11 protein-coding genes and 1 tRNA gene are annotated in these 12,108 nt (G+C 66.2%); 2 read left to right on the top strand and 10 right to left on the bottom strand.

Features of this window, described 5'->3' with window-relative positions:
• Together ACWKY3_RS11835 and ACWKY3_RS11830 are read left to right on the top strand one after the other, a co-directional pair.
• Nucleotides 1-1,027: SelB domain-containing protein (locus tag ACWKY3_RS11835; RefSeq protein WP_449316607.1), on the top strand; the 1,027-nt coding region annotated here is incomplete at its 5' end.
• A gap of 195 nt (nucleotides 1,028-1,222) precedes the next feature.
• Nucleotides 1,223-1,319: transfer RNA gene (locus tag ACWKY3_RS11830), tRNA-Sec, on the top strand.
• 367 nt (nucleotides 1,320-1,686) lie between these two features.
• Here ACWKY3_RS11830 and amrS read toward each other — a convergent pair.
• The 10 genes from amrS to ACWKY3_RS11780 form a co-directional block, all read right to left on the bottom strand.
• Entirely contained in the window at nucleotides 1,687-2,667 is a 981-nt protein-coding gene (gene amrS, locus ACWKY3_RS11825; protein ID WP_449316606.1) for an AmmeMemoRadiSam system radical SAM enzyme, read from the bottom strand.
• Nucleotides 2,660-4,063, bottom strand: coding sequence for an AmmeMemoRadiSam system protein A (gene amrA, locus ACWKY3_RS11820; protein WP_449316605.1), 1,404 nt, complete (start codon nucleotides 4,061-4,063; stop codon nucleotides 2,660-2,662). The genes amrS and amrA overlap by 8 nt, the downstream gene beginning before the upstream one ends.
• A gap of 102 nt (nucleotides 4,064-4,165) precedes the next feature.
• Nucleotides 4,166-5,512, bottom strand: coding sequence for a serine/threonine protein kinase (locus tag ACWKY3_RS11815; protein WP_449316604.1), 1,347 nt, complete (start codon nucleotides 5,510-5,512; stop codon nucleotides 4,166-4,168).
• 84 nt (nucleotides 5,513-5,596) lie between these two features.
• A complete protein-coding gene (locus ACWKY3_RS11810; RefSeq protein WP_449316603.1) occupies nucleotides 5,597-6,016 on the bottom strand; it encodes an XRE family transcriptional regulator in 420 nt (139 codons plus the stop codon).
• 113 nt (nucleotides 6,017-6,129) lie between these two features.
• Entirely contained in the window at nucleotides 6,130-6,777 is a 648-nt protein-coding gene (locus ACWKY3_RS11805; protein WP_449316602.1) for an FxLYD domain-containing protein, read from the bottom strand.
• A gap of 143 nt (nucleotides 6,778-6,920) precedes the next feature.
• Nucleotides 6,921-7,862 (bottom strand): HipA domain-containing protein, encoded by a 942-nt coding sequence (locus ACWKY3_RS11800; RefSeq protein WP_449316601.1) that lies wholly within the window; start codon nucleotides 7,860-7,862, stop codon nucleotides 6,921-6,923.
• Nucleotides 7,863-7,991: 129 nt separating this feature from the next.
• The gene (locus ACWKY3_RS11795; RefSeq protein WP_449316600.1) at nucleotides 7,992-8,702 is read right to left on the bottom strand and encodes an EcsC family protein; all 711 of its coding nucleotides are present in this window, start codon (nucleotides 8,700-8,702) and stop codon (nucleotides 7,992-7,994) included.
• A 61-nt stretch (nucleotides 8,703-8,763) separates the two neighbouring features.
• Nucleotides 8,764-9,141 (bottom strand): peptide chain release factor-like protein, encoded by a 378-nt coding sequence (locus ACWKY3_RS11790; protein WP_449316599.1) that lies wholly within the window; start codon nucleotides 9,139-9,141, stop codon nucleotides 8,764-8,766.
• Between the two features lie 617 nt (nucleotides 9,142-9,758).
• On the bottom strand, nucleotides 9,759-11,432 hold the full coding sequence (locus ACWKY3_RS11785) for an AMP-binding protein (protein ID WP_449316598.1): 1,674 nt from the start codon (nucleotides 11,430-11,432) through the stop codon (nucleotides 9,759-9,761).
• 21 nt (nucleotides 11,433-11,453) lie between these two features.
• Nucleotides 11,454-12,005: a helix-turn-helix domain-containing protein gene (locus ACWKY3_RS11780; RefSeq protein ID WP_449316597.1), complete on the bottom strand. Its 552-nt coding sequence runs from the start codon at nucleotides 12,003-12,005 to the stop codon at nucleotides 11,454-11,456.
• Nucleotides 12,006-12,108: the final 103 nt, after the last annotated feature.

Raw genomic sequence — 12,108 nt, 5'->3', positions numbered from 1 at the left:
CGGAACCCGCGAGGTCACGGGCCGCATCCTGCTCATGGACGGGCGCCGTGTGCTCGCGCCCGGCGAGCGGGCGCTCGCCCAGCTGCGCTTGGACGAGCCGCTCCCCGTGCGCTGGCGCGACCGCTTCGTCGTCCGCTCGTACTCCCCCGTGCACGTGATGGGCGGCGGGACCGTGCTGCACGCCCGCCCGCGTCGGACCACCACGCTCACCGACGCGCGCCGCGCGCTGCTCGAGGCGCTGCGGGTGGAGGACGAGGCCGCCGCGGCGCGCGCGGCCTTCTCGCTCGAACCTTGCCCGGTGACCGCAAGCGAGCTCGCCTGCGCCTCGGGCCTCGATGAGCGGGCCGCCCTCCGCGAGCTTTCGGCGCTCGCAGAGGGCGGGGAGGCCGTCGCGCTCCCGGCGAGGGACGGGCAGGCGCGCTTCGTCGCGCGCCGGCAGCTCCAAAAGCATTGCGCCGCCATCGAGAACGCCCTTTTGCGCTTCCATGCCGAAGAGCCCGACGCGCCGGGCATCGCCAAAGACGCGCTTCGCCGCCGCTGCCTGCCCAGGACGGACGCCGCGTGCTTCGACGCGTTGCTGGCCTTCGCGGCCGAGCGCGGCCTGGCAACCGTGGAGGGCGGCCAGGCAAGCCACCCCAAAGCAGGCGCGGGCGCCCGCAAGCGCGAGGAGGAGGCCGCCGAGCAGCTTGCCGCGGCGCTGGCTGCAGCAGCGGGCGCGCCGCCGAGCATCGCCGAGCTTGCGTCCGAAAACGGCATGGAGCCCGCCGTCGCGCGCCGCGCGCTCGGAGCGCTTGAGAAGCAGGGGCGCGTCCGGCGCGTCGGCCAGGACTTCTGCTTCGATGCCGCGGCGCTGGCCGCATTCGAAGAGGCCGTGCGAGGGCGCCTGGCCGCCGGTCCCGCCACCGCCGCCGAGCTCAAAGACGCCATGGGCACGAGCCGCAAGTACGCCATCCCCCTGCTGGAGTTCTTCGACGCGCAAGGGATCACGCGCCGCAAGGGCGATCTGCGCACGCTGAACGCGCGGTGAGGGAAGCGGCGCCGGAATCGCCGGGAAGGCCGGACTCGACACCGCGCACGGCTCCCCGCAGGCGTGTTGGCCCACACAGGCGCGCTGGTTCCCGCAGGCGCGCCGGTCCGCGCCTTTCATGGAAAAGCGCGGATGCGGCATCCGCTTGCGCTATCATGGTCGCACGCCGCAGCAGGCGCATCGCATCGCGAACGCGGAGATGGATGGGTCCTGGTGGGCCCCACGGCCTTCAAAGCCGCTGTGAGGCGCGCAGAACGTCTCGGGTGCGTTCGATTCGCACGCATCTCCGCCACCTCGCCAAACGCCGCGCCCTCCGCACGCCGCCCCCGCAGCGTTTCTCGCTTCTCGCTCTCCGTTCCAGCCCGGCCTCGCGGCACCTCTCGCCCTCTTGTGCCAGCTCAGCCTTACAGCATCTCTCGCCTTCCCCGTTCCAGCACAATTTCGCAAGAAGTTCTGAACCGTGCGAACTCTGCTGGGGCTTGCGAGCCAAGCGCAAGTCGCTGCGGTAGGCGGCAGCCGACGAGCAGGAAGAGCCGCAGCGAAGACCGAGGGGCGCACCGCGACCGGCAAGCGCGGCGAAGCGCGCCCTCGGCCGATGGCACGGGAGGCCGCCAAACGAGGCGATGCGGCCGAGCACTCCGCAGACGCGCGGGGGCGCCTCAGCAGTTTCCCACCAGCACGTCATCGAGGCGCCGCCGCGCCACGTCGGCCAGCCGCCGGAGCGTCGCCGGCGGCGTGGGCGGCCGGTCGGTCATGCGATGACAAGGAAAGAACCTGGTCAGATGATACGGAATGGACGGATCGAGCGAAGCGAGCCACGCTGCGGCGGCATCGATGGCGGCATGATCGTCGTTCAGCCCGGGAACGACGAGCGTCGTCACCTCCAGATGGCAGGTCGGGCACGCAGCCAGCGCCTCTATCGTGCGCCTGACGGCGTCGAAGTCGCCCCCCACCAGATCGTAGAATTCCTGGCTGAACCCCTTGAGGTCGATGTTGGCCGCGTCGATGAGCGGCAGAAGCTCCTTTACGACCCCCTCGCTCGCCATGCCGTTGCTCACAAGCACGTTCGCCAGCCCCGCCTCGTGCGCAAGCCGGCCCGCATCGCGCACGAACTCGTGGCACACGAGCGGCTCGTTGTAGGTGTAGGCGATTCCCACGTTGCGCGGACGCGCCCGAAGCGCCAGATCGACGAGGGCCTCCGGACTCACTTCGCGCCAGCGCGCCTCCTTTGGGCCCGCGCACGCGATGTCGGCATTCTGGCAGAACGGGCAGGCCAGATTGCAGCCGTAACCGCCCACGGACAGCACGTTCGACCCGCTCCTCCAGCGTGCGAGCGGCTTCTTCTCCACCGGATCAAGGGCGAGCGCCGTCAGGCGGCCGTACCCCTCGCACACCACGCGCCCGCCGCGCGCCACGCGGGCGCGGCATCGGCCCCGCTGCCCTTCGGCAAGCGAGCAAGCGTGCGGGCACGCATCGCAGACGACGCGCCCTCCGTCGGAAGCGGCCGGCGCGCAACGCCCGGCTTCAGGCGGGACCGGCCCGTGACCCGGCGCGCGGCGCTCGGATCCGCAAGGACGCCCCGCCCCATACGCGGAACCGAAGGGCGCGCCCCGTCCGTCAACCCCCTCGCCATCAACCACGGCGCGCCTCCCCTCCGCGCGTGTGGCGCACCACCTCGAAGCGCTCAAGCATCACGTCGTCGTCGGCAGGATCGATACCCGCCTTGCGCTTGGCGATGGCCAGCTGCTCCTCCACCGTATCCACGCCTTCGAGGTTCGGCAGCAAAAGCCCGCGCCGGCGGCCCTTCGAGACGATGACGCCCCAGCGTGCGGGATCAAGTTCGGCAGCCGAGCCGACGCGCATCGGCGGGCGCAGCACGTCCACCGAGTACTCCAGGTCATCCAACTCGTCGGCGCGTACAGGCGAAAAACGCGGATCCTCGCTCGCGGCGGCCACGGCGTTGCGAAGGATCTCATCGGCCACGCAGCCGGTGACCGGCTCGACGGTGCCGATGCAGCCGCGCAGCGCGCCGTGCGCATGCAGCGACACGAACGCGCCCGCGCGCTCGTCCAGAAGCTCGGGCGGCAGGCTGGCAGGCCGGTCGATGGGGCGGCCCGTGCGCACGAACCCCTCCACGCTCGCGCGGGCGAGCGCCACGTACGCGTCGGCTGCGCCCTCCCCCACCGCGCCGAACACGGCCTCGGCCTCCGTCGCCCCCGCAGCGCCTCCCTCGCGCCCCTCCACTTCGAACGCGGCCACGGCATAGCCCACGCCGAAGGGACCCTCGTAGCTCAAAAGCTCATGCGAGAAAGGAACCCCCTCGAGCGCACCCGCCATGACCTGGAACGAGCGCAGCCCGCATTCTGCGGCGGCATCGGCGAACGCCCCGTCGATGTCGAAAAGCCCTTCGAGATCTCCTGCGGAAAGAAGCGCCGTCACGTCGCGGTCGAACACGGGCCCTTCCGGCGCGAAGCCGTAGGGACCGTCGGCCGCAAGCTTGTGGGACAGATCCCCGCTCGCCACGAGCACGCACCTGCGCCCCGCATCGGACGCCGCCTCGGCAATGCAGCGCCCGAGCGCGCGATGCGACGCAGGAGAAAGGCCCGACAACCCCGCGCGCACCACGCGAAACCCGTCGCACGCCTCGTGCAGGAAGAGCAGCGGCACAAGCGTCCCGTGATCAAGCTCGGCGTCCCCCATGCCGCTTCCGCAAACGGGCGCGCCGTGCTTGCGCGCGCACGCGGCTATGGCGGCCACCAGCTCCTCGTCGTAGCGCACGACTGCTTGCGCGCCCCGGGCGCCGAAACGCCCCATGTCGCCGCGCGCGGCCTCACCGGTTGACAGGCAGAAGCAGTCCCGAAACGCAGGCGCATGCGGCGAGACCACCACAACGGTGTCGGGCGCATGCGCGGCCACGCGGCGCGCCACCTCGCGGTAGGCGTCGAGCGTGGCCTGGATGGCACGCTCCTGCCCAAGGCCCACCTTTGGCACGGCGAGCGGCGGATGCGGAACGACGTAAGCGGCGACGATGCCCATGATCTGCTCCTTTCGCGCAGCAATCCCGCGCCCATTGTAGCACCCGGGCAGCCGACGGCGCGAAGGCGGCGGGACGGCCGTTGACAAGCCGGGCCGCGCCCGTCAGCCCGCCGGGAACGCCGAGGACGCAAAGCCGATGACGATGAAGCCCACGACCTCGCACAAAACGAAGGCCGCAAGCTCCTGCCCGCGCGTGAGCCGGGCGAGCGCGGAAAGGCGCCGTTTGAGCGGCCGTCGGTCCGAAACCAGGTAGAACACGGGGCAGAACACGAAGACGAACAACGCGGAGTAGCTGATGGCGCGCCGGGCGGCGGGCATCGCCTCCGCGGCGGAACCAGGCGTCGGAAAGAGCACGATGCCCACCGAGACCGCAAGGAACAGCAGCGTTGCGGCGAGCACCACCACGTTCCACGCCGCGCCCGCCGCCGCAGAGCGCCCGTCCCAAAACCCCTTGCGGCGAAGCAAGCCCTCCCCATGCGCGCCGTCCGGCAACATTCCGGAAGGCGCGCACGCGTCCTTGCCCGGCAGCGCCCCGGAAAACTCGGACGAGGCGGCGCCGCACGGAGGCAAGCCCACCGGCGCATCGCCGCCCACCCGCGAGGCGGGATCGGGCGCAGGCGGGAAAACGGGCGCGCTCGACCCCGCCTCCAGCGCGCCGACAGCTTCCAGGAAGGCCCGCTTCGCCTCGGCCGCCGACTGGTAGCGCTCGGCCGGATCAAGCTCGGCGGCCCGCCGGATCACGGCTCGCAGCGCCTCGGGCACCTCCGCGCAAGCGTAGCCCCTCGCGCGCGCCTCGGCGTCGGGCGTGCGCTCGGTCAGGCAGAAGTAGAGCAGAAGCCCCAAAGCGTACACGTCGCTTCGCTCGTCGGTTTGGCCGAAGCCGAACTGCTCGGGCGGCGCGTAGGCCCGCGTACCCAGATGACGGGTGTCCGTCTCGGCTCCTTCGTTAAACGAGCGGGCAATGCCGAAGTCGATGAGCGCAAGGCCGCCCGGCGCGAGCATGACGTTGGACGGCTTGAGGTCGCGGTGGATGAGCGGCGGGTCGAATCCCTCGTGCAGCTCGCTCACCGCATCGCACAAAGGCGGGAACACCTCGCGGGCCAAAGCCACCGAGGGATCGCGGCGATACACCGCCTCGGCAAGCGTCTCGCCCCGCACGTGCTCCATGACCACGATGCGGCGCTCGCCTACGGTGTAGCATTCCAGGACGGAGGGCAGGTGCAGAAACCTCCGCCCCGCGCGTTGGGCTTTCCAAATGCGTTCATATGCGGCGCCCAGCCCTTCGCCTTCCAAGTACTTGCGCACGTAGGGCCCCTGTTCGGAGCCGTTCGCGCCCACGAAGTACACGCGCTGGGTGGTTTCGGAGGGGCTGCGCTTGAGCACGGCGTCAACCCGGTAGCACCCGTCGCGGGCAAGGGAGTCAAGATGTTCAGCAAGTTCGTCGGACATGATGGGATATGGTAGCAGACCGGCCCGACGGCGAAAGCCCTGCAAAAGGCCAGACGCCCGAAGCGCAGACGCCAGCGGAGCCCTTCAACAGATCGTCTCCTCGCCGAAACGGTAAAGCCCCTCGTCCGCCTTCTGCAACGAGCACCCGCGGTCAAGGCAGAAAATGATGATGGCGTCACGGCGGTTCTTGCAGTACAGCTCGTTGGCCCCCGCCGCCTGCAGAAGTCGGTTCGCCTCCCTGAGCGAAAGCCCCATCGCGAACGCCAGCTGCAGCACCTTGTTGCGCGACGCACCGCGCTGCCCCATGAATATCTGGTAGCCGAACGTGTCGTTGAGTCCCGCACGCCGCACCACCTCGGCGCGCTCAAGGCCCTTCTCCTCGAGCAGCTGCTGAAGATAGCCCGACAAGGTGCGCCGCGCAAGCCGATGGCGGTCGGCGAACGCGCGCGGATCGGACGCCTCCAACAGCTCCTCCAACAGCTCCTCGGTCAACGGCTCCTCCACGCGGCGCTTCCTTCTCCTTCGCTTTTTCCGTACCGGGTCCATGGTAGCAGACAGAGTGCGGGACGAGCCGTCGAAGCGCCCCGTCCCGCGCGCCGTCTCCTCCTCGTTAGCGATCAGAAGCCCGTCACGTCCGCAAGCTCGAAGCTTGCAGGGGGTTCGTCGCCGTTCACGGAGGCGATGGCCTCGAACTTCCACGACACGCCGTCGGCAAGGCTGCTCGTGTTGCCCCAGGCGGTTCCTATCTGGGCACCCGACGCGTCCTTGAGGACGTATTGCACCTGCACGTACCCGAAGTCCTTCCCCGAGGTGTTCGTCAACGTCCCCGTTATGGCATACATTCCGTAGCCCTTGTCGACAAGCTGCTCGTCGGCCACCGCGTACTTCTCGGCATCCTGCTGCGCGGCCCCCTCGTCGGCCGCGGGCGAATTCGAAGCCGCGGACCCGTCCTCGGTCGTAACGGGGTTGGCGTTCTCGTCGACGGCGTCCACCAGCGCGCCGCAGGAGGCGAACGACACCAGGATGGACACCACGCACACGACAAGCCCCGCGATGGCCAAACCCCTCCCCCTCCGAGCGCCTTTCGCCGACACCGCGATGCCCACAATGCCGAAGATGACGCCGAGCAGACCGGCCACCACCGAGAAGCTGTTGAGAAGGGGGATGAACGACACGAGAAACGCCACGACGCCCAAAACAAGCGACGTCACCGCCAGAGCCGACAAAGGCGCCGGCTGCCCGCTGAAACCACGATCTTGCTGCATTGTCTTCCTTTCCTCTGAGGATCGATGCCCTTTTTCCAAGCGCAGTCGCATATGTTAGGGAAAGGGGAAGCGAAAAACATTAGCTCGCAGCTAAGATCCGACGAAAGGGGCGCACGCCGCACCCCAGCCGCCATCTTGCGGCATCACCTCGCAAGACGGCGGCAAAGAGGCAGAAATCCCTTAGTCAGGCGATACTCGAGGAGCTTTTTATGCGACGCGCGCACAGCGTCGGGCATAAGGAGGATGCCGAAGGCTTCTGCGGGCACGCTGTCGATGAGCGCGTAGATAGCTTCCATGTCCACCGCCTCTACGAAGCGGAGTATCGCCGCGTTCAGATCAGGGTTGCTCGTGGCCGCCATGTAGTCGAATGGATGGATGGCGCTTCCCTTGCCGTCCTCCGTCGGGAGCCGATAGCACGACACATTGGTGCCGAACGCGTCCTGCTCAACTTCGGCCTCGCCAGCCAGGCGGCTTTCAGCAAGCGAAGGACTGCGCTTGCTGAACAACGAACTACCCAGATCGTATACCGGCGCCAATTCGTACGAACGATCCGGCCCCATGAGCAACCCCCAGTTGCCATTGTTGCGATCAGGGTTTTTAATGAAGGCGTCCACCACGAACATGTCCCAGAACCGTTCGCGCACGCCGGGAACCGAACGCAGCAACTCCGATGTTTCGATGGTCGCCAGCACATCCCCCAAATACACGCTCTCGCCATCAGACGGTGCGGAGCTGAACCCCGCATCGTCATCCGATAGAGCGTTCTTGATCTCTTTGAATTCGAAAAGACGCTTGTCAGGGTAAGTGAAATCTCGGCACGCGCACACGATCTTCCCCGCACGGTAGCCAAGCCGCGTTTCGTGCGCAGGAATGCCAAGCGACGCATACATCTGCGATCCAAGGTACTCCGAAACCGGACTTGAGGTGTAGGGAGGCAGATGTTTTCCCCGCAGGTCGCGCGTGGTGCGGGGGTACTTCGCAATCCACGGTTCGCCGTCTATGAGGATGCCCTCCTTCTGACCGGCACGCCCGCCGTAAAACAACCCGCTCTTTTCGCACTCGCGCAGATCGGCAATCTCGATCATAGCCCGCACCTCCTCATCATTCACCGCGCTCCCGCAGACCAGTCCCAAGCAATACGCGATTGTACCAGAAAGCCTTCACGCGAAAACACACGGAAAAGTAGCGCGCTATAAGTTGATTTCAGGTTGCTTTCACATATCTTTGATTTTTTCAAACTCCCCCTCCGCAACCTGTTCACCTGTCGGTTCTTCATCTGCAATGAAAAGTTTTATAGCATTTTTGGCAATAACAGTAGTAGTAGCCACATCAAACGCACCGCCAATGACACCACCCGCAACGGGAATCATTTTTCCTAAATTGATAGCTCCTTTCTCGCCAAACTTGGTGAGCAGGCGAAAACCAACACGCTGATTGATTTTAGTGAGTGTTGCACCTGGAACCTTCTTCAAGGCCGCAGTAAGCGTCTTAGTACCTATCTGGATGCCAACTTCTTTCACCGCATCAGTGATAGCCGTACCCGTAAGGCACATATAAACAAGGGTTTGAACTTGGTCGGAGCGAACGTCATAGCCTCCAATTTTGGCAATAGCTGCCACCATGCGCATCTGAACATAAAGAACACTACCGATATTGGCAGGAATAGCAACCGGAAGCGTGATCAATCCACCAAGACCCGTGACAAAACCAGATGTTCCGCACTTAAGAACCTGATATTTAGCAAGTTCCTTCGCCGCTTGCTCAGGGGTGCTGTATTTGCTCGCGTAGTCATTGGCAAACTCATCAATTGAACGACTGACTTTCGGAATGCCGTTGAGAGCCTTGTCGTAGATGGCAGCAAGAACATTTGCTGCCTTTTCCTCGGTCAATTCCTTGTCAACGCCAGCTTTGTTCTCCTCTTCCATAAACCTCTCCTATCGAACAACCTACGAAATCACGCAATCGCAAACCTGCAAACAGCGCGCCCTACTCCCCCTCCACGCGGCCGCGGTGCGCTTTCAGCTGGGCGCGGCGGCGTTTGTCGGCCAAACGGCGCTCGCGGCTGCGACGCGGAACGGAGGTGGGGCGCCGCTTCTTGGGAGGTGCGGCCCTGCGCGCGAACTCCTCGCGCAGCTTCTGCAGGCAAAGGCGCCGGTTGCGAAACTGGCTGCGCGACTCCCGCGACACCGCCGTCACGCCGCTCGGCCGGTGCGTCATGCGCACGGCCGAGTCCGCGGTGTTCACGCACTGCCCGCCCGGCCCGCTTGCATGGAAGGCCCGCACGTCGCAGTCGCGCTCTATCTCGTCAAGCTCCTGGGCCGCCCAGCGGGCGAAGTCGCGATATGTCGGCTCTTCGGCATCCATGGGGCCATGATAGCGCAAAATCCCCGCGCGCCGCCCATGTGCCGCACCTGCGCGCATCGCGTTCGGGCGCGAACACGCGACTCGGGATCGCTCATCCAAAGTTACCAGGCCCCCCGCGCCGGTGGCGAGAAATGACCGAAGTCGGAACAGATCGCGTTTCCCCTCTCGTATAGAACAAGGAAAACACCTGGTCGGCGATTATGCGATGTGACCGAATGGCTCTTTTGGACCGCTTCATCTTCCGACTTCGGTCATTTCTCGCCACTTAGGCGACCCACCGCTTTCGAAACCACATCCAAGCGTGCAAGAAGGCACTCGAAGGTCTTTGAGGACGTGTCCGCAAAGACCTTTCGAAACCGCAGCCGGACGCGCATGAAGGCGCGGCGGTCCTGCACACGATGCCGCCGAGGCGCCTTCCAACGGCGCAGCCTCCAAAGCACGCCCGCGTGGCAGGCCGGCCTCGCCCAGCGCGCATCGCGCCCTGCGAAAGATCGCATCCCCGAATGCGCAGGGTTTCGGAGGCTGCGCCCCCGCGCCCCCGCCCCAAGCAGGAACGCAGGCCCATCACAAAGGCCGGGCCCCGACACGCGCGAGGGGCGCCCGCAGGCGCCCCTCGTCTAGTCCTCTATGCCGTCGGTTTGGCGGATGAGTTTGCGCTTGATCTTGCCGCCGATGGTCTTGGGCAGCTCGTCGGTGAACTCCACGATGCGCGGGTACTTGTAGGGCGCGGTCGTGTGCTTCACGTGCTCCTGCAGCTCGCGCACCAGATCATCAGACGGTTCCCAGCCCCGCGCGAGTACCACGGTGGCCTTCACCACCTTGCCGCGGATGGGGTCGGGCGCGGCCGTGACGGCGCACTCCACCACCGCGGGATGCTCGATGAGCGCGCTTTCCACCTCGAAGGGCCCAATGCGGTAGCCCGAGCACTTGATCACATCGTCGTTGCGCCCCACGAAGAAGCAGTAGCCGTCCGAATCGCGCCACGCCATGTCGTGCAGGTTGTAGTACGCCCCGCCCACGGCCTCGCGCGTGCGCTCCGGTTCGCGGTAGTAGCCCACAAAGAGTCCCGGCGGGTACGCCTCGCGCAGGCCGGTGACGCAGATGGCGCCCTCCTCGCCGTCGGGCACCTCGCACCCGTCCTCGTCCAGAAGCTTCACGTTCAGAAGCGGCGAGGGCTTGCCCATGGAACCCGGGCGCGGCTCGATCCAGGGGAAGGTGGCCAACAGCACCGGCCCTTCCGTCTGGCCGAATCCCTCGCGGATCTTCTTGCCCGTCAAGCGCTCCCACTGGATGGTCACCTCGGCGTTCAAAGGCTCGCCCGCCGTGGCGAAGTTTTGCACGCTCGACAAATCGTAGGCCGCCACGTCCTCCTGCAGCATGAAGCGGTACATGGTGGGCGGCGCGCAGAACGTGGTCAACCGATAGTCCTGGATCTTCTGCAAAAGCTTGGTCGGCACGAACTTGTCCATGTCGTAGGCGAAGATGGTCGCGCCGCAGATCCACTGGCCGTAGATCTTGCCCCAGCCGAACTTCGCCCAGCCGCTGTCGGTCACGGACATGTGCAGCGCGTCCTCCCGCACCTGCTGCCAGTAGCGCGCGGTGATGATGTGCCCCAAGGGATGCGCGAAATTGTGGCACACGGCCTTCGCAAGCCCTGTGGTGCCGGAGGTGAAGTAGATGAGCATGATGTCCTTGCTCGTCACGCCCTCCTCGCCCGTCGGGCGCGCAAACTCCTCCGACTCGCCCTCGATGAGCGCATCGAACGACGTCCACCCCGCGCGCTCGCCGGCCACCAGCACGCGCTCGCGGATGGAGGGCGATTCGGGCAGCGCCTCCTCCATCTGCCCGCACACGTAATCGTCGTTCACGCACACGACCATCTTCACCTGCGCGCTCTCGGCGCGGTAGACGATGTCTTTCTTCGTGAGCTGCAACGACGCGGGGATGATGGTGGCGCCCAGCTTGCACAGCGCCACGGCGCACACCCAGTACTCCCAGCGCCGCCGCAAAATCATCATGACCACGTCGCCCTTGCCGATGCCCAAGCGGCGAAACGCGTTGGCCGCCCGGTTCGACAGCCGGGAGATGTCGGTGAACGTGAACGTACGCTCCTCGTCATGGTCGTCGCACCACACAAGCGCGCGCTTCTCAGGCTCCACGCGCGCCCATTCGTCCACCACGTCGAAGCCGAAGTTGAACGCCTCGGGCACGTCGATCTGGAAGTTCTCGTAGAAGTCCTCGTAGGAGTCGAAATCGATGCGGGGACAGTATTTCTTCAGAATGTGGTCCACTGGTCGTGCGTTCCTCTCGTCCTACTCGGCTATTATCGTTACGAATTTCGCGGGCACGTCGCCGGCGCAGCGCTGGCCGTGCGGGTGCTCGGGGTTGAAGTAGATGCTGTCGCCGGGATGCAGCTCGAACTCCTTGTCCTCCCAGGTGACGATGACCGTGCCCTCGAGCACCAGGTTGAACTCCTGCCCCGAGTGGCACACGAGCTTCGCAGGCGCGTCGGAGGGGTCGAGCACCACGAGCAGAGGCTGCATGACCTTGCCGGTGTAGCGCCATGCGAGGTCCTCGAAGTGGTACTCGGGATTGCGATCGACCTCGCGGCCCTCGCCCCAACGCACCACCTGGTAGGTGTCGAGCTTCGCCGCCGTGCCCGTGAGGATCTCGGTGAACTCCACGCCGAAGTGGTGCGCCATGTGGTAGATGGCGCTGATGGGCACGTCCTCGCCCGTCTCCTCCCAACGCAGGTACGTCTCGAGCGGCACCTCCAGCTCGGCCGCCATGTCCTCGGCGCGCACGTCGCACGCTTCGCGCAGACCCTTGATGCGCAGGCCTATCTCGGCCAGTTCAGCTACCATGCGAACCCCTTTCCGCTCCATAGGTCCATATCAGTCAGCGAGGCTCCCCGCAGCGCCCGAGATCGCCCCGTTTCGCAGCCGAGCGCGCTTCGCGCATGCCGAA

The sequence above is a fragment of the Rubneribacter sp. genome (assembly GCF_965361815.1).
Note: the sequence above shows the minus strand (reverse complement) of the source record. Positions and strands in the feature narration are given on the sequence as shown.